The sequence below is a fragment of the Flavobacterium aquidurense genome (assembly GCF_002217195.1).
GTDB classification, from domain to species: Bacteria; Bacteroidota; Bacteroidia; order Flavobacteriales; family Flavobacteriaceae; genus Flavobacterium; species Flavobacterium frigidimaris.
Genome location: NZ_MUGR01000003.1, coordinates 112,660 through 131,269, shown reverse-complemented (window position 1 = coordinate 131,269; position 18,610 = coordinate 112,660). Strand labels below are relative to the sequence as shown.

Sequence of the window (18,610 nt, the reverse complement as noted above, 5' to 3'; positions counted from 1 at the left end):
CGCTATAAAAAAGACGTTTCACTCAAAATAAATCTCATAGCGCTATGTGAGAAAATTATGATTTTCTTAAAAAGAACTTGAATTTAAATTTTTAGATCTATGTTTCTATGTGTTAAATAAAAATTGCATCCAATATGTTGTCATAAAATCCGTCATTCCATCAAGTCGTTCGTTATTAAACCTTATGCTTATGAACCAATTTTAACCAAAATAAAAATTATGAAAAATTTATTACGCTTATTTTGTTCGTGTTTTATGTGTTTATACGGTAGTAGTATACAAGCACAAAGTGGTAAGGTTTTGAACCTCGATGGAATTTCAACTTTTATGACAGTCGCAGATCATCCTGATTTAGATTTCGGCGCAAGCCAAAACAAAACCATTAGCTGCTGGATCAAAACGACAACCGCAACCGGAACACCCCGAATTTTTGCCAAAAGAAATGGCGCTTCCGGAAATGGCTATGAATTTTGGACAGGCAACGGAACCAATGCCGGAAAATTTGCCATGAACATGAGCGGCACCGGAACACCCAACAATATTAGTACTGCAGGATATTCAGCCAACTCAATTGCTGACGGAACCTGGCATCATATTGCTTTGGTTATTGACGCCTCTAGCAATCGAACAATGTACGGTTATATCGATGGCGTTTTGGCGAATACCGGTAAACCTTTTACCTCTGTTACTTCTGATTTTTCGAATGCTTTAAATTTTGTTATTGGCGCTACTTCTGACGCCGGAAACAGTTATAAATGGGCAGGCCAAATCGATAATGTCCGTATCTGGAACAAAGCGATGACCGCACTTGAATTACAAGCAGACATGACTGCGGTTGTCAATGCGCCTGCAATAGATCTTTTGGTAGCATGGAATTTTGAAAACATAAGCGGAACTTCTGTTGCTGATGTTTCGGGCAATAATCATCCCGGAACTTTGGTGGGATCGCCAACAACATCAAATGCTTTTCCGATGATTTTATCTTTAGATGGCGTTAATGATTATATGTCGGTAGTAAATCATGCTGATTTTAATTTAGCAGCGGGTCAAAGTCTGACGGTAACCTGTAAAATAAAAACGGCTGATTTTGGCAAACGTATTTTAAGCAAACGTCCCGGAGGTGCAGGAATTGGATATGAATTTATCAATAATACTTCGGCCGGCGGCGGACAATTTGGGGTTAATTTAACGACAAGCGCCGGAGCTGCGGGACCTCCATACGGAACATCGAATATCGCCAATAACATTTGGCATCATTTGGCCATGGTAGTTGATGTTGCTTCAACCAGCTGCAAAATTTATGTTGATGGTGTTTTACAGCAAACCAAAACGACATCAAATATTGGCGGAACCAATACCGTTTCGAATACTGGAGATGTATTATTTGGAACACTCAACAATTTTGCATCGTATATGAATGCACAATTAGATGATATTCGTTTTTGGAATAAAGCCATGACAGCCGCAGAAATCGTAACCGATAAAACGGCAGTTGTCACCGGACCACAAACCAACCTAATTGCCGCCTGGGATTTTGAAAACGTAACTGGCACCACTGTTCCCGACATTTCAGGAAATAATCATCCGGGAATATTAAACAACGGAGCAATGGTAATTGCCCAAACCAACGAAATGCAGATCAATTCGGTTTCATTGGTTCAAACCGAATTACCAACCGGAATTGGAGACACCAACCAACGCATTATTGCCGTAAAAGCTGCTGTTAGCGGTACTATAAATCCGCTTACGGTGAGTTCTTTAAAATTTACCATGGCAGGAACTACGAACATTGCTGATGTTACCAACATTAAAATTTACTCCAGCGAATCTACTACAATTTTCGATACTGCAACGGCAACTTTATTTGGAAATGTAGTTCCGTCAGGCGGAAATCTTGTTGTAAACGGTTCAAAGGCATTAGTAAACGGAGACAATTATTTCTGGATTACGTATGATGTTTCGGCTTCCGCAACCGAAGGAAATCTATTAGATGCCACTTGCGAATCTATTGTTGCAAACACTATTACTTATAACACAACATCCAATACGGTTACCGGAAATCGTGTTATTTTATTGGCCAATACTTTGTTGTTTACACCCGGAGATGCAGGTTCTGCAAGTTATCGTATTCCGGCTATTATCACTGCTGCCGATGGTTCATTGGTAACGGTTACGGATAAAAGATGGAACGGTGCCGGAGATTTGGCTGCTAAAATAGATCCGGTTGTTCGCCGTAGTACCGATGACGGAAAAACATGGTCTGCTCCTCTTGTGATTGCCAATTTTGGTGCTGCATCCGGAGCCGGAGATGCAGCTTTGGTTTTGGATAAAACTACAGGAGAATTATTGTGCATTGTTTCAGCCGAAAAAGGATTTTTCGCCTCGACAAATGCAGCACCCGCCAAAGTTTTGGTGATTCATAGTACAGATAACGGAATAACATGGGGAACTCCGGATGACATTACAAGTCAAATTTATGGTCCAAATCCGGGTTGGAAAGGATTGTTTGTGGCTTCTGGGAGAGCGCATCAATTAAGAGATGGAAAAATTGTCGCTGCCATTGCCGTACGCGAAAATGTATCGGGAACCGAACACATCAATAATTATATGATTACCAGTGCAGATCACGGAATTACATGGACAGCATCAACCGGAAGAGCTGAACTTGACGGAGATGAAGCCAAAGTCGTAGAACTGAACAACGGCAATATCATGATGAGTATTCGTAATCCGGGAACACGTCGTTTTAATATTTCGACAGATAAAGGAGCAACCTGGGGAACGGCTTACAATCAGGCAAGTATTACAGACCCTAATTGCGATGGCGATTTTATTCGCTATACTTCTACCCTGGATGGTTATGACAAAAACAGATTGCTGCATTCGATTCCGTTTTCAGGAAGCCGAAAAAATGTGAGCGTACAATTGAGTACAGATGAAGGAACAACCTGGGGATCGCCTAAAACTATTTTTGCGGGAGCTTCGGCCTATTCAAGTTTAACGATCTTAGCCGACGGTTCTATTGGAATTTATTATGAGAACGGAGAAAGTTCAACTTATCAAATGTATTTTGTCCGTTTTAGTTTAAATTGGCTCACCAATGGGTCGGATACATTTGTTGCGGCAACTAATCCTTTACTAAGCAAAAAAACGCAGGAAAAGACAGCAACGGAAGATCAGAAATTCAGTATTGATATAAACCCAAATCCAATTAATGATCTGGTTAGGGTTAAAGTAAACAATGCGAAAGGAAATACCACAATCAAGATTTATGATTTATCAGGGAAAATGATTCGTACTGAAAAATTAAGCACTAATGAAACAGAAACTTTTTTTTCGTTAGGAAATCAATTGAAAGGTATTTATCTTTTAAATGCAAATGATACCGAAACAACCATTAGCAGTAAATTGATTAAAAACTAAGAAAGAACCATCGGATTAGTCCGGTTTAAAAAAATAAAATTTAAAAAAAATGAAACAGGCGATCATCAATACGACCGTGCACACCGGGGATGAAATCATTGACAACGGAGTTATTATTATCGAAAACGGAACTATTCTTTCTGTTCAAAAAGAGCTTCCAAATGACATTGAAACGATTGATTTAAAAGGAAAACATATTGCTGCAGGCTTTATCGATATTCAGATCAATGGTGGAGAAAAACTATATTTTAGCCAGAATCCCACCGAAGAAACGATTCAGGATATTTATGATGCAAGTTTAAAATACGGCACTACTCATGTGCTTCCGTGTTTGATTTCCTCTTCGCATGAAACCATCCTTCAGGGAATTGAAGCCGTTCGCACTTATAGGAAAAAGCACCATAATGGCGTAATCGGAATGCATTTGGAAGGTCCGTTTCTGAATCCCTTAAAACGTGGCGCACACAGTATTGATCAGGTTCGCAAACCCACGAATGCAGAACTTGAAGAAATTATCAGACTGGGAAAAGACGTGATCAAAGTCATTACGATTGCACCGGAATGTTTTACAGACGAACAACTAAATATGTTGCTCGAAAGTGATATTCAAATCTCGATTGGGCATTCGACCGTTACGCATAAAGAAGCGCAGGTTTATTTTTCGAAAGGCATAAAACTTGTCACTCATTTATTCAATGCCATGACACAATTCGGGCATCGTGAACCGGGTTTGGTTGGTGCTACTTTTGAAAATGAAAATGTATATGCTCCCGTAATTCTAGACGGCGCACATTGCGATTATGCTGCTGCAAAAGTGGCATACAAACTCAAACAGGATAAGTTCTTTTTGATTAGTGACGCTACTTTTTTAGGCCGAAAAGTTGCTTACTTTAAATGGGACAATTTTGATGCGCATCTTGACAATGGTTTTTACAGAAACGATGACGGAAATTTGGCCGGAGCAACAATTTCGATGCTCGAAGCGGTTCAAAATGCCTACAATCATTTAGAAGTTTCAGCAGATGAAGCGATCAAAATGGCCACTTCGCGTGTTGCCAGTGCCATTGGTTTAGAAGATCAATTCGGAAAAATAAAAGCCGGGTTCCCTGCCGCTTTTGTACAATTTAATGATGATTTATCTGAAATAGAAACATTGGATTTTTCTGCAAACAAAACCACTATTTCGTAAAATGATCAAAGAAAAAATGCTCTCGATTGCCGCTAAAATCAAAGAATTTAAAATCATTATTGCCGGAATATTATTTGCCTTTTTATGGGCATCTGCGTCAACGGCAACCAAAATTGGACTGCATGCTGCACAGCCTTTTGTGATTTCTATTTTCAGGTTTGTAATAGCCGGGAGCATTATGCTTTTTATCTCCCATATCGTAATGGCAAAGCGATTTCCACAAAAAAAAGAATGGGTTCAGATCAGTATTTATGGTTTGTTCAACATTACTTTTTATCTGGGATTGTACGTCATTGCCATGCAAAAAGTATCCGCCGGTTTGGGGAGTCTGGCTGTAGCTACTAATCCTGTTTTTATTGTTTTGATCTCGGCTGTTTGGTTATCGCATAAAATCAAATTCAAAAACATTCTTAGTCTGATACTGTGTTTTATTGGTGTATTTCTAGCGGCTTACCCCCTATTACAAAACAGCTTTGCGACCCCCGGCGGCATACTTATTTTAGTAACCAGCATGATTGCCTATTCGTTAGGAACCATTTATTATTCAAGACAAAACTGGAACGGATTACACATTCTCACGATCAATGGGTGGCAAACCATTATTGGAGCGGTGTTTCTGCTTCCGGTTTTATTTTTAACGTATGAATCTGATCAGAATGTTTTCAACCACGATTTCTGGTTTTCGACTTCCTGGCTGGCGATTGCGGTTTCTATTGGAGCCGTTCAGTTTTGGCTGTATTTATTAAAAAACAATCCAATCAAAGCTTCGTACTGGCTTTTTCTGTGTCCGATATTCGGATTCTTGATTGCCTATTTTGTGGTCGATGAACCACTTACTTTGTATACGCTTTTTGGAGTCGTATTTGTCATCATCGGATTGTATACTACGCTTTCTTCTGATAAAAAATAAAATAAAATTAGCTGTAATGAGCTGAAAAATTGTTTAATACATAGAAACATAGGTTTAGAACTAAAAGTGAAGATCTTTATAGAAAAGCATGCTTTACTCACATAGCTATGTGCATTAATAACTAGTAAAACGCCTTTACAGGCAAAGAAAAACTATGTTTCTATGTGTTTAATAATGATTGATTAACAAATTAATTTAACCAAATAAAATCAATAAAAATGGAAACTGATTTAGCAACCAAACCTGATATCAGCTATAAAAGTGCGGGAAAATTTGAAGAAACCAGATTTGAAAAAATCCATAATGAAATCTTCAGAAATTCTACGGAAGCTTCTGTAATTGTGGCGCAGGAAATTGCGCAATTAATTAGATCTAAACAAGAAAAAGGAAAATCTTGCGTATTAGGTTTAGCAACAGGTTCTTCTCCTATAAAAGTCTACGAGGAATTAGTGAGAATGCACAAAGAAGAAGGTCTTAGTTTTAGCAATGTAATCACTTTCAACCTGGATGAATATTATCCAATGACCAAAGAGAACCATCAGAGCTATCATTATTTCATGCACCAACATCTTTTTAATCATATTGACATCAAACCTGAAAATGTTAATATTCCGGACGGAACGGTACATATTGATGAATTAAATCAATATTGCATCGATTACGAAATGAATATTAAAAATGCCGGAGGACTTGATTTTCAATTATTAGGAATTGGCCGTACGGGTCACGTAGGTTTCAACGAACCCGGATCACACATCAATTCAGGAACCAGAATTATTACACTGGATCACATCACAAGAGTAGACGCTTCATCAGATTTTAATGGTATCGACAACGTTCCTAAAAGAGCGATTACCATGGGAGTTTCAACCATTATGAGATCAAAGAGAATTGTTTTAATGGCCTGGGGACAAAACAAAGCCGATATCATCAAGAGAACCATTCAGGGCGATATCAGTTCAGAAGTTCCGGCTACTTTTTTACAAAATCATACTAATGCGACTTTCGTATTAGATCAATCAGCAGCCTCTGAATTAGCGCGTTTCAAAACGCCTTGGTTAGTAGGAGAATGCATTTGGAATCAGGAATTAAAAAGCAAAGCGATTGTTTGGTTGTGCCAAAAAACAAAACAATCGATATTAAAATTAACAGACAGGGATTACAACAACAACGGAATGTCTGATCTTTTGGCGCAGGAAGGTTCTGCTTACGATCTGAACATTAATATGTTCAACGTCTTGCAGCATACCATCACAGGATGGCCGGGAGGAAAACCCAATACCGATGATTCACATCGTCCGGAAAGAGCCAATCCTGCAAAAAAACGAGTGATCCTTTTTAGTCCACATCCGGATGATGATGTGATTTCTATGGGAGGAACTTTTTCAAAATTGATAAAACAAGGTCACGATGTACACGTAGTATATCAAACCTCCGGAAATATAGCTGTTACAGATGACGAAGCATTAAAATTTGCTGAGGTAGCCAAGGATTTTATTGGCGAAGCCGGCAGCGGCATCAACTTCAAATCAGTAATTGAATTTTTAAACCAGAAATCAGAAAACGAGATTGATTCTCTTGAAGTTCGAAAATTAAAAGGATTAATTCGAAGAAGAGAATCTTATGCCGCCACAAGATACATTGGTTTAAAAGATGAGAACACCCACTTTTTAGATCTTCCGTTTTATGAAACCGGACAGGTAAAAAAGAATCCGTTAGGTGCTGAAGATATCGCTATTGTCAAAGATATTATCGCCAAAATCAAACCACATCAGGTTTTTGCAGCAGGAGATTTAGCAGACCCGCACGGAACGCATGAGGTTTGTCTGAACGCGATTTTTGCCGCCATGAAACAATTAAAACCTGAGAAATACATGGATGATTGTTGGTTGTGGCTCTACAGAGGCGCCTGGCACGAATGGGACATTCACGAAATTGATATGGCCGTTCCGCTTTCTCCATCTGAGGTATTATTGAAACGTCATGCCATTTTATACCATCAGTCCCAAAAAGACAGAGTAATGTTCCAGGGAAATGACTCAAGAGAATTCTGGGTAAGAGCTGAAGACCGTAACAAAAATACTGCGATTTTATACGATGATTTAGGATTGGCAGAATACGAAGCAATCGAAGCCTTTAAACGTTTTCAATATTAATTCGTTGAATATTATTATAAACACATAGAAACATAGATTTTGTGTACTAAAAAAAAGGCGCTTCACTTATTTTAAATGCACATAGTCTATGTGAGAGAAATATATTTCTTTTCGTTTCCTTTTTTACATTTAAAATCTATGTTTCTATGTGTTTAATTGAATTACCGTTATAAATCAAAACTGAAACATTTCTGATCAAATTTAAAAGTTTGTAGTCTCATTCAATATTATCTTCGTTTGCATAACAAATTAAACATCAATACGTTTTTAAAATAGTAAAAATCTAAAAAATCCACTCATACAATAAATAAAAACAGCAATTTTCTGTCAATATTCTTGTTTTTAATAATGATATTAATAGTTTTGCGCATTGAAAATTAAACCCCAAATTTAACCTACGAACCCTATGAGAAAAACCATTTCTTATTTTTTGCCATTGGCATTATTTGCAACTATCCTTATTGGCTGCAGCGATGATGATTCAAAAGGCGACAATTACAAACCCAATTATCTGGCGAGTATTGATGCGACCAATTTACCTGTCGGAAACCGTCCGATGACGATGTTTGAAGACGACGAAAGTTCCTCGAAAATGTACGACAACAAAGACCGTTGGTTTCGCGTGAATCAGCCGATGCAAATCATCCAAAAGGGAAAAGATTCTGTACAGATTTCGCTTTATTCCCCGGTTGGACTCAGCGATGTAAAAGTCTATGCTAAACTAGCGAACTACGACAAGCGATTTTTGATTTATGAGTTTTCGAAAGTTCCCGCTTTTCACCGTTCTTTTCATCAGCTTCCTTTAGTGGCCGGAAAAAACGATTATAAACTGGAGAACGGAAAACCGGTTACGATCGATAAAATCGACGGATTTTCTTCCGGTGCGATCGAATTTTCGGTAGAATCTACAGATCCTTTATTTGCCAAATTCAAGAAAATCAAATCAAACCGACTAGTACAGTTCAGCACGCAGTACCACCTTAATAATCCTGCTGATGATCCTAATAAATATTTACCGATGAATCCTGTTTTAGCAAAAGAGGCGATCACCATGATTATCAATTTCTCTTATGCAATCAGTCATCCTTTGTATTATGACACGTTTATGAATTTTGACCGTTACAAAAAAGAACAGGCAGAAACGGCGGGAACAGCAATAAATGGTGCAGTAAACTGGCATGGAAACGCTGAGGATGTTGATGGCGTTTATGATTATTTGACCAAAGCCCAAATTGAGCAGGCGTATAACACTTATATCGATAGCCGTACTTTGAATATGGCCATGGTGGGCGGAGGTTCTGCCTGGGGAGGAGGAGCTTTGGCTTCGCAATGGGAATCCGGATATGTAACGGGACACTGGAATGGCGAGATGTCTGTCTGGTCTCACGAATATTCTCATCATAGCGGTTACAGCCATAGCAGTAATTTGGCCAATAGCGGACAAGGCGGCGGCCAGCAGGAGATGTTAACCGATTTTTATAAATACCTGATTTCTTTAAACGATCTTCCGTTCACGGATCCGGATATATTAAAAGGATATACGAAGACGAAATACCTAACAGGAACCTATAAAAAACCAGTCTTTAAGATTAATCCTAAAAATACGTTTTTAGTAAAATATAAAGGAGAAGGAAAATGGAACTAACCTATAAAACTATCATGAACAAAATACCATTTTTACTATTGTTACTTTGCCTGTTTACCAACTGCAGCAAAGATTCTTCAGATGGAAACCCCACTACATACAACTACTTTTATCCTACGGATGAAGCATCAATAACAGCCGCTCAGATTGGGAACGGAACGGGAACTTTAGATCCTAAAGGAATCACGATCGCCAACGAAAAATTATATGTGGCGAATGGTGATGTGCTGGAAGTTTTCAACGCTGTGACTCTGGCACATATCAAAACCATTGCAGAATATAAAAAAGGAACAACTACAATTCCGTTTACCAAAATTTCTTCTGTTACTGTCGACAATGGCCGAATTTATATCGGAAGTGTTGATTCAAGACTTTTTGTAATGGATGAGAATACGAATGCCGGAATCAGTACGGTTGGAAACGGGCAATGGTGGCAAACTTTTGTACACGTTTTTGGTGTTGTGGTAAAAGACGGATTGGTTTTCGTTAAGGAAAAAGAAACGTCTATTAAAATTTTTGAAACTTCTCAAATTACAGAAACCAGTGAATGGAATTTAAAGCCTATTGCCAAACTAAATACACTAAACGGTTTTGATCAGGTGTATTCATTAGATGTTGAAGCAGGCAATTTAGTGGTAGCGGGAAGAGATGCAAAAAGCTATTTGTATTATGAAATTTCAGGTATCAAAGCCAATGCTGCGGCTTCGATTACGGAGCCTTTGAAGCCGGTAACTTCTACTTTTACTACTAAACCATTTGCGATCAGCTTCAGTAAAGACTGGGCTATTACTTCAGAAAATTCAGGAAGCGTTAATTATTTACGTCTCTATCCTAAAGCAGATTTCATGGCTCGCAATTATACGGCAAGTGTAAATGTTTCTGATATTATGGGACAAAATCCTTTTGGAAACATTCTGGGTGTGGCGCAACTATACGATCGCTTGTTTTTGTCTGATAACACGAACAAAACAATCAGAGTTATTAAACTTAATAAATCAGAGATTGCAGAACAGAATTAAAAATTGAAATCTGAAATTTCAGCAACTAAATATCCCAAATTCCTTCATTGGAATTTGGGATTTTTTTTATTTGGAGTTTGTTTTTTCTAATTGGGATTTGGGATTTCAAAATTTGGGATTTGCTATTAGAAATAAATCGTAACTTTTCATGCTTTTTTGAGACCAACATTAAACCACTTTGAACTAAAAGTCCATCGTTTTGGTTGCACATTGAAAGCCTGCAAGTCTACAGTACTTTTTATTAACCACAAATTACACAAAATTAGCGCTAATTAATTTGTAAAAATTTGTGCAATTTGTGGTTAAAATAGTTGCAGAAGCCAAAGCTAAATATACTAAAATGAATAATTAACTATATAATACCAATAAAAATCCATGACAACAGATATCATCGAATTAAATGATTTTATTGTTTTAATCGAACAATCGAATACTGATAAAACATTTGTTCAGCAATGTGAGATCGATGGTGATGCTGTGGGATTTGCATTTTATGGTTCGGGCAATGTCGAGCTGGAAATTAAACATAACGATCAAACCAAATATTTAATGAATACGACCGGTTTGGCAATTTGCTTTTTTGGGAATCAAAAAGTAGCTTTCTCGCATAAAATAGAACCTGACAAACCTTTGCAGTCGATCAGTATTTTCACAAAACCCAAACACCTCCATACTTTGCCTCCTGCCGAAAAAGAGATTTTCGAAAACTACCTTCCTGAATTACTGAATCCGAAAGAACATTTTGTAAAAGGCCCTTCTTTTTATATGACTTTAGACATGCAGGTAGCCGTTCAGAAAATCTTTAACACCACTTATACCGGAAATACGAGATTGTTATTCCTAAAAAGTCAGATCAATGAACTTTTAGCCCATTTTTATGCACTTCTTGCAACAGGTACAAAAATTGATTTCTCCGAAATCGATAAAAACAAACTCTATAAAGCCAAAGAAATTGTGACCAACAGTTACTCAAAACCACCTTCGATTACCCAATTATCCCAAATGGTAGGCCTGAACAGTAACAAACTCAAAAAGAATTTTAAAGAACTTTTTGGTATTCCGGTTTTTAAATTTGTTCAGGAAGAACGATTGCACAAAGCCTATGAATTGCTTCGTGACAGCGAAAAAACAGTGCAGGAATCTGCCTGGGAAGTGGGTTACGAAAGTTTAAGTTCATTCTCGAATGCCTTTCATAAAAAATTCGGAATGCGTCCCAATGAAGTTCGGCAACAATTCCTTTCAGACAAATCTTAATTCTTTTAGGACAAATGATTCTTTTTTAGTCTCAACACCTTTGTATCAGTATTCATTTAAAAAATATTGATATGAAAAATACAAAAATTTTAGTCCTGGGTTCCAACGGAAAAACAGGACGCAGAGTAGTTGAAATACTAGAAAAAACAGGCACTATCGAAATTCGTCCGGGTTCGAGAAACGCCAAAATCCCTTTTGACTGGGAAAAACCGGAAACATGGGAAAAAGTTCTTGAAGACATTAATTCGGTGTACATTACTTTTCAACCTGATCTTGCCATTCCATCAGCCACAGCATCAATTCAAGAATTTAGTCTTCTCGCTACAAAATGCGGGGTACAAAAAATAGTTTTATTATCCGGAAGGGGCGAAAAAGAAGCTCAGCTTTGCGAGGAAATCGTAAAGCAAAATGCCAAAAACTGGACGATTGTCCGCGCGGGCTGGTTCAGTCAAAACTTTAGCGAAAGCTTCTTTTTAGAGCCTATTTTAGCAGGAATCGTCGCTTTACCAAGAACCGAAGCTTTAGAACCTTTTACAGATGCTGATGATATCGCTGAGGTAGTTGCACTTTCTCTTTTAGACGATAAACACAACGGACAAACCTATGAATTGACTGGTCCGGAATTATTGACTTTTGAACTAGCTGTAAACGAAATTGCCAATGCCAGCGGAAGAAAAATCTCTTTTCAGGGAATATCTTTAGCAGAATACATTCAAATGCTCAGAGACTATCAGGTTCCTGAAGATAATATCTGGCTGGTGAATTATCTTTTTAAAGAGGTATTAGACGGCAGAAATTCAAACATAACTTCTGACATAGAAAAAGTACTGGGCAGGAAAGCAAAACGTTTTTCTGCTTATGCACAAGAAACGGCTGAAACCGGAATCTGGAATATCTAAAACCCCTATTATGAAATATACCAGAGCACTATTTTCAGGGTTTTTAGTTTGGTTGTTTGTGAGTATCTCGTTTTATCTTTTAGAAAATATCGTAATCCTAAAAGATCAATTCCTGATCCAGGCTGCAATTGTAATGATGCTGATTGCTCTTTACGCTTCCGGTGCAGCAAAGTTTTATTATAAAAAGAATTACCGGACAAATGCTTTGACATTGGGAGTTGTCATGTCAGGAACTGCATTGTTATTAGATCTTCTGATTACAGTTCCTCTTGTTGAAATTCCAAACGGAAGGGGCTATCAAAGTTTTTTAAGCAGCCCTGTTTTATGGATACTGGCTTTTGTAAATACAATGACAGTTTATTTTTATTCACCGAAAAAACAGATAAAGATATAGTTTAACACATTCATAAAATTGCTACTTTTAAGGTAAAAAGTATACCACACTTTATGCTAAAGAAATACAGCTCCTTACTTGTCTTTACTGTAATAGAAATTGTTATAGCCGCAATAAGTTTTAGTGATTTTATCCAAAATAATTCCATTTTACTTTCTGCATCAACTGCATTATTTCTGATCGTAACACCTTTGTTATATTATGTATTGACAAGAAAAAAACAAACTGAATTTACTTTCTGGTTTGTTTTTTACTCTGTTTTTAAAATTACGCCTTTTATATTCCGGATGGAAGGTGATTTTTTTGAAGCCCTCTTTCAGTTAAAAATCTATTTGAACATTGCCTTTCTACTCTATTTAACGTGGAAAGCTTTTCAATTTATAAAAAACTTCAGAAGGTCTGTAAAGCAAAAAAATAATATCGAACAAGACGAATATGGCATCATTTCGAATGCTTTGCAAGAAGCTATAAAATTTAAAAAATTAGGAAAAATGATATCTTTTGAAGTGTGTTCTTTCTATTATTGTTTTATAAAATGGACCCGAAATCATAACAATACTATCACTAAAAATAATTTTACAGGTTATAAAGAAAGTGGCGTTAGTGCCGTGTATATTGGTTTGATGCTTGTTTCTGTTTTTGAAGCCGTCGGTTTACATTTTCTTCTGATTTCCCGGAATAAAACGGTCTCTCTTGTTTTACTGGTTCTTCATGTTTATGTTTTAATCAATCTGATTGGTCATTTAAAAGCAGTTTTGTTCAGAAGTCATCTTGTTTTATCTCAAAAAATGATAATTAGATATGGGCTTTTTGATACTTTAGAACTGCGTTTTGATTCAATTGCTTCCATACAAAAATTCGAAGGGGATTATGAGAAAAGCAGTGAACTTGTAAAATTTGCATTACTCGGCAAGTTAGAACCTCACAATGTTTCAATTGAATTAAAAGAAAATATTAAAGTTGCTTTACCGTTTGGAATCTCAAAAGAACCTAAAAGAATATTACTCTATATCGACAACGTAAACGATTTTCTTAAAACCGTTACCGGCAAAATAGAAGAACCGCAAAACATTGATCCGGCATCACTACAGCTAGCAAGTATTTGAATGATTTTTTTAATTGGTTAATATTTTTTTTTGCCATTTCAACAAAGGAGAAATCACACGCGTAACCGACAAGGATTAGCCATCTAAGGACAAGATTTCTAACATGATCCCGCTTTTTATGCAGCAATAACATAAAAAAAAAAAAGACTGCCAATTTTCCAGACAGTCTTTTATATTCTTTAAATAATTGTATTAGATCTTTATTTCTCTCGCATCAGTCTCTCTTTTCTTCACTAACTGATTTACTCTCCAGATTAACAAAATCGAAAGTGCCGTGATCACAGCAATTACATATCCCAGTATATCGTAATTTTCTAATGGTGACGTTTTCGTTTCCTGATGTACAATATATCCGGCACAAACCGCTGCAATTCCACCCGCGATTTGCTGTAATGAAGAAGATATTGACATATAAGCACCTCGATCTTCTAATCCCGGAATAGCAGTGTTTAATGTTGTTGCAGGAATCATACGGCTCATGATTCCCATAAACAAAATCATATTGATCACTACGATTTCCCATAGCGGAATAGGATTCAGATTGGTGTAAATTAAAATCATAATGATCGAAATGACCGAACCTGCCGCAAACAATTTGAACTTACTGACTTTATCACTTAGTTTTCCAACCAAAGGCATGATAAAGAGTACGGAAAGCCCGGTAAAGAAAAATACCATTGGCAATTCGAGCTGGCTAATGTGAATGTTGTTGACCAAAAAGGCGCTCCCGAAAGGCTGCAGCATAAACCCCCCGACAGAAAGAAATGCGATAGAAGCAAAACCTATCTGATATTGTTTATTGCTTATCGTATGCCAAAGATGCAGGAAAGGATTTTTGTCTGACTGTACTTCCAAATGTTTCGTTATAGGCTGCATTTGGGTGATAATCGCAATAAGAATCAAAGCTCCTAAAACGGCGATCATAATAAATGCCGAATGCCATCCCCAGTTATTCGCAAAATACAAACCAACCGGAATTCCTAAAATCTGACTTGTTGCAAATGCCATTTGTATGAATCCCATCACGCGGCCTCTTTGATGAATCACGAATAAATCTGTTACGATCGCCAAAGAAACAGAACCAATGACACCGCCAAAAAGTCCCGTAACAATTCTTGCCATCAGCAACGTAAAATAACTGGTTGATAAGGCACAGAAAACGGTACCAATGATAAATCCTGTATAAAAGAATATCAGCAGTTTTTTTCGGTCAAAGCGGTCTGCAAAACCTGCTGCCAATAATCCTGAAATTCCGGCACTGAAAGCGTAGGCAGAAACTGCAAAACCAAAGTTTGCCGTGGTCATATCAAGGTGTTTCATTAAGATATCTCCCAACGGAGAAATAACCATAAAATCGAGTATTACAGTAAACTGCAAAAGTGCCAGAATGGCGATGATGATTTTTTGGTAAAAAGTAAAAGCGGGGCTGTCCCCTATCGTTTTTTCCATAAACTGGTTTATTTTTTTTTATTAATTTAATTCCTGGCATTCATGACCAAAATCGTTGATCATACCAATGATGGTTTCAGGTTGCAGTACATCTGAAACAACACGAAGAACGCAATCGACATCTTCGTGATCGATACTCCATTGCTTTATATCCTGATGGTCGTCGAGCGTTTTACGCAGCTGACAATTCGGATCTACAGTGGCAATATTTGTTTTAAAAACGTGTATCGTATTTAAATCTGTTTCCATAATTTTTCATGGTTTTAAAGCTTTTATGGTTCGGCTAAAAGCTTCTTTCATAATTTCTTTGGTAAGTTTGAACGGTTTTCCTCCCATACTCTTACCCTCAGTATGCAAGTTCAGAAGCGTGTATAATGGTCCGTAGGCGACAGACCAAAAAGCTTCAAATGTCATTGGGACCAGTTCTTTATTACGCAGTCCGTTATCAATAAACTCCTTCATAATCATTCTGAAATCTGCAAACTCTTTAATAGAATCCAAAATAATTTCTGAGTGAGGCGAATGTTTGATGATTTCAAAAAAAGCAACTTCCTTCGGGTATTTCATGGTAAATGCCGCGCGGTTTTCCCATTGCTTCCATAATCCTTCTTCAAATGACATTTTTGGGGAAAAATTTTTTACCGTACTGGTAAAAAATTGAAGTGCCGTAACAGCACCTATTTTTTGTATTAAATCATCTTTGTCTTTATAGTAAATATAGAGTGTGCCTACTGATATCGAACAGGCCTTCGCAAGCTTATTCATACTGAAACCCTGAAATCCGTCACGTACAATCTGATCGATCGCCATTTCGATTACCAACTTTTCCTTGTCTGCATCTCTTACTCTCATACTCCTTTTTTTTGCAAATATAAAACAATAAATGAATGAACATTCTTTTATTAATTGTTTTTTTGAAATTATTTTTATTGACAAATCCGACAGGTTTTATCCTGAGGCTTCAGAAGATTCGTTTCCCTATGTTTGAAACTACGGTCTATGTTTGAAATACGATAAGTTAAGAGTTCAACAAAGTATATCATCAAAGTATGTCATTTCGGAGGAGACCCGAGCGATCGCGAACAGACGAAGTAGATCTCTCCAAGAAATTAGCGCAAAGTATTTTCCCAAAATTGTGGGAGCTATTTGTGGCGATCCTTCGCTACTCGGGATGGCAAACCAGACGTCAATCCTAAATCGTCTTATGAAAACGAGCCCTGATAGAAGTGGAAATCCTTTTGCGAAGGCGTTCGCCGCAAAAGATTGGAACGAAGAACGGGATTAGCTCCTGAAAAAAAATAGTAAATAAAAAAAAACTCCTGTCCAAAAAATGAACAGGAGTTTTAAAAACATAATCTAATTTCTATTTCTAATCTAATTCTAATATTTAATTTTTAAACTAAACCACGTGTCAACCAGCCTCTTTTATTGGCGGTAACGATGGCGTAAGGTGTAATCCAGAATAAGCTGAAGGTATAAAAAACACTGTACGAATACGCCCAAAGCGAATCAGACAAGTTGTATCTCTTGGCATAAAACAAAACCGGAAAACTCGATACGATTAAGATTCCTAAAAGTGTTGAACTTAAAAACAACAACGGATGTATGGCGATAAAAAAGAACATAAAAAGCATAAATGGATACGCCATAACAATTCTTAGTGCCTGGTTCAGCCATAAAAGTCTTGAACCAAATTTAGATCCTTCTCTAAAATCTGTAAATACATATTTTGCCATAGCAATGTTTTCACGCACATTACTTCTGCTCCATCTGATAAACATTTTATATAATCCAGTGTATTCTTCCGGAACGTTAGTCAATACATAAGCATTTCTTTGAAACAATACATGCTGTCCTTGTTTCAGGATCATATTGGTCATGGCGCGATCTTCTCCAATGTCAGATGGCTGTCCCATAAAAGTCTGGTTGATCCATTCGTCAAGACATGCGAAAACCGAAGTTTTTCTGTAAGCTGCTGCTGCTCCGGGAGTACAAAGTACAGAACCCAATTTGCTTTCGGCAGAACGCATAAACTCAAAACTCATTACGAAACTTACATTCAGCATTTTTGGCAGGATCGCTTTTTTACTGTTTAACACATGCACGTTTCCAGCTACTGCGCCACATTTTTCATCTACTACAAACGGACTTACCAGGTTTCTAAGAGTATCTTTTTTAACGATTGAATCACTATCTACCGTTACAAAAATTTCTCCCATTCCTAATTCAAACCCACGGTACAAAGCGTGACGTTTTCCTGCATTTGCCGGTTGTTGAAAAATCGTTAAACGATCTCCTAATTTTATTTTAGCCTGTTGCATCCAGTACCATGTATCATCTTTACTTCCGTCATCAACGGCTAATATCTCTAATTTATGTGCCGGAAAATCACTTTCGGCCAAACTCATTAAAGTATCCCAAACCAGTTTTCCTTCGTTATACGCAGGAACAATTACTGTCACTGTTGGCAGCATTTCGTCTGACACAGATTCGATTGGTTTGTAGTTAAAATACAAGTATAAATTATACAAGAAAACTCCTGTTTGAAAGAAAAATAACAATCCCGCAATGATCAAAAACGGAAGTCCCCAATTTGAGTTCAGACGCTCAATCTGAAACTGATCAAAGTCGTCCTGCATATGATAGACAGAATAAGCTCCAACAAACATTAAGATAAAAGTACTTACCAGCACAAATAACCCAAACTTACTTTTGGTGCGCTCGCTTACTTTTTTTGTTGCTACATGATCATTACTAATACGAAAAATGGAACTGTTTAAGGCTTGTTCGTTATTAAGATCTGATTTCGACGTATAAAATTGTTCTGTTGTTAAGGTTTCACTTTTCATATGACACTACTTTTGATTTGCTTTGTATGGCTTTTATTTTTTTGCTTTCCTCCCGATTCGTTATTTTCATTTATCGACAGAAATCTACATTATCCCATTTTGCAAGCCTCGTGCCATTATCAGTTTTTACTGGTTTTGAGTTGTTTAGCGGTTTTGTATTATTTTGATGTGTGTAATTATTATACGGTTTTAGGATACAGTATACAGTTTTATTGGGGTTTTGGGAGGTTTTGAGGATGAGGTTTTGGTGTGTTTGAATACCCCGAAGTTTAGTAAAAACGATTTTTGGAGTTTATTATTGTTATACTGAGAGAAGT

14 protein-coding genes are annotated in these 18,610 nt (G+C 37.0%); 10 read left to right on the top strand and 4 right to left on the bottom strand.

Features of this window, described 5'->3' with window-relative positions; all coding sequences use genetic code 11:
- The first annotated feature begins 219 nt into the window (after positions 1–219).
- The 10 genes from B0A67_RS02515 (at position 220) to B0A67_RS02465 (ending at position 13,995) form a co-directional block, all read left to right on the top strand.
- The gene (locus B0A67_RS02515; protein ID WP_084074591.1) at positions 220–3,423 is read left to right on the top strand and encodes a LamG-like jellyroll fold domain-containing protein; all 3,204 of its coding nucleotides are present in this window, start codon (positions 220–222) and stop codon (positions 3,421–3,423) included.
- 49 nt (positions 3,424–3,472) lie between these two features.
- A complete protein-coding gene (gene nagA / locus B0A67_RS02510) occupies positions 3,473–4,612 on the top strand; it encodes an N-acetylglucosamine-6-phosphate deacetylase (RefSeq protein ID WP_072962418.1) in 1,140 nt (379 codons plus the stop codon).
- A 1-nt stretch (position 4,613) separates the two neighbouring features.
- A complete protein-coding gene (locus B0A67_RS02505; RefSeq protein WP_207557302.1) occupies positions 4,614–5,522 on the top strand; it encodes a DMT family transporter in 909 nt (302 codons plus the stop codon).
- Between the two features lie 218 nt (positions 5,523–5,740).
- Complete coding sequence (gene nagB, locus B0A67_RS02500; RefSeq protein WP_089069501.1) at positions 5,741–7,678, top strand: glucosamine-6-phosphate deaminase; 1,938 nt, start codon at positions 5,741–5,743, stop codon at positions 7,676–7,678.
- Positions 7,679–8,084: 406 nt separating this feature from the next.
- Positions 8,085–9,323, top strand: a complete 1,239-nt coding sequence (locus B0A67_RS02495) for a hypothetical protein (protein ID WP_072963893.1) — start codon at positions 8,085–8,087, stop codon at positions 9,321–9,323.
- Positions 9,314–10,342 carry a hypothetical protein gene (locus B0A67_RS02490; protein ID WP_072963891.1) on the top strand — a complete coding sequence of 343 codons (1,029 nt, stop codon included), beginning with the start codon at positions 9,314–9,316 and terminating at the stop codon, positions 10,340–10,342. The genes B0A67_RS02495 and B0A67_RS02490 overlap by 10 nt, the downstream gene beginning before the upstream one ends.
- A gap of 375 nt (positions 10,343–10,717) precedes the next feature.
- Positions 10,718–11,596: a helix-turn-helix domain-containing protein gene (locus tag B0A67_RS02480; RefSeq protein ID WP_072963888.1), complete on the top strand. Its 879-nt coding sequence runs from the start codon at positions 10,718–10,720 to the stop codon at positions 11,594–11,596.
- 71 nt (positions 11,597–11,667) lie between these two features.
- Positions 11,668–12,495, top strand: a complete 828-nt coding sequence (locus B0A67_RS02475; RefSeq protein WP_072963886.1) for a Rossmann-fold NAD(P)-binding domain-containing protein — start codon at positions 11,668–11,670, stop codon at positions 12,493–12,495.
- 10 nt (positions 12,496–12,505) lie between these two features.
- Positions 12,506–12,889: a DUF5367 family protein gene (locus B0A67_RS02470; protein WP_072963884.1), complete on the top strand. Its 384-nt coding sequence runs from the start codon at positions 12,506–12,508 to the stop codon at positions 12,887–12,889.
- A 53-nt stretch (positions 12,890–12,942) separates the two neighbouring features.
- A complete protein-coding gene (locus B0A67_RS02465) occupies positions 12,943–13,995 on the top strand; it encodes a hypothetical protein (protein ID WP_072963882.1) in 1,053 nt (350 codons plus the stop codon).
- Positions 13,996–14,187: 192 nt separating this feature from the next.
- On the opposite strand, the gene B0A67_RS02460 is transcribed toward B0A67_RS02465, so the two are convergent.
- From B0A67_RS02460 to B0A67_RS02440, 4 genes are all read right to left on the bottom strand, one after another.
- Complete coding sequence (locus B0A67_RS02460) at positions 14,188–15,444, bottom strand: MFS transporter (RefSeq protein ID WP_072963880.1); 1,257 nt, start codon at positions 15,442–15,444, stop codon at positions 14,188–14,190.
- Between the two features lie 21 nt (positions 15,445–15,465).
- Complete coding sequence (locus B0A67_RS02455) at positions 15,466–15,693, bottom strand: hypothetical protein (RefSeq protein ID WP_072963878.1); 228 nt, start codon at positions 15,691–15,693, stop codon at positions 15,466–15,468.
- A 6-nt stretch (positions 15,694–15,699) separates the two neighbouring features.
- Positions 15,700–16,296, bottom strand: a complete 597-nt coding sequence (locus B0A67_RS02450; RefSeq protein WP_072963876.1) for a TetR/AcrR family transcriptional regulator — start codon at positions 16,294–16,296, stop codon at positions 15,700–15,702.
- Positions 16,297–16,838: 542 nt separating this feature from the next.
- The gene (locus B0A67_RS02440) at positions 16,839–18,293 is read right to left on the bottom strand and encodes a glycosyltransferase (RefSeq protein WP_072963872.1); all 1,455 of its coding nucleotides are present in this window, start codon (positions 18,291–18,293) and stop codon (positions 16,839–16,841) included.
- Between the last annotated feature and the right edge of the window lie 317 nt (positions 18,294–18,610).

Bases quoted from the DNA above. Each gene is read 5' to 3' on its own strand.
- B0A67_RS02505 (WP_207557302.1), top strand. From the start codon at position 4,614: ATGATCAAAGAAAAAATGCTCTCGATTGCCGCTAAAATCAAAGAATTT.
- B0A67_RS02495 (WP_072963893.1), top strand. From the start codon at position 8,085: ATGAGAAAAACCATTTCTTATTTTTTGCCATTGGCATTATTTGCAACT.
- B0A67_RS02460 (WP_072963880.1), bottom strand. From the start codon at position 15,444: ATGGAAAAAACGATAGGGGACAGCCCCGCTTTTACTTTTTACCAAAAA.
- B0A67_RS02450 (WP_072963876.1), bottom strand. From the start codon at position 16,296: ATGAGAGTAAGAGATGCAGACAAGGAAAAGTTGGTAATCGAAATGGCG.
- B0A67_RS02515 (WP_084074591.1), top strand. From the start codon at position 220: ATGAAAAATTTATTACGCTTATTTTGTTCGTGTTTTATGTGTTTATAC.
- nagA (WP_072962418.1), top strand. From the start codon at position 3,473: ATGAAACAGGCGATCATCAATACGACCGTGCACACCGGGGATGAAATC.
- B0A67_RS02440 (WP_072963872.1), bottom strand. From the start codon at position 18,293: ATGAAAAGTGAAACCTTAACAACAGAACAATTTTATACGTCGAAATCA.
- B0A67_RS02455 (WP_072963878.1), bottom strand. From the start codon at position 15,693: ATGGAAACAGATTTAAATACGATACACGTTTTTAAAACAAATATTGCC.
- B0A67_RS02490 (WP_072963891.1), top strand. From the start codon at position 9,314: ATGGAACTAACCTATAAAACTATCATGAACAAAATACCATTTTTACTA.
- B0A67_RS02475 (WP_072963886.1), top strand. From the start codon at position 11,668: ATGAAAAATACAAAAATTTTAGTCCTGGGTTCCAACGGAAAAACAGGA.
- nagB (WP_089069501.1), top strand. From the start codon at position 5,741: ATGGAAACTGATTTAGCAACCAAACCTGATATCAGCTATAAAAGTGCG.
- B0A67_RS02465 (WP_072963882.1), top strand. From the start codon at position 12,943: ATGCTAAAGAAATACAGCTCCTTACTTGTCTTTACTGTAATAGAAATT.
- B0A67_RS02470 (WP_072963884.1), top strand. From the start codon at position 12,506: ATGAAATATACCAGAGCACTATTTTCAGGGTTTTTAGTTTGGTTGTTT.
- B0A67_RS02480 (WP_072963888.1), top strand. From the start codon at position 10,718: ATGACAACAGATATCATCGAATTAAATGATTTTATTGTTTTAATCGAA.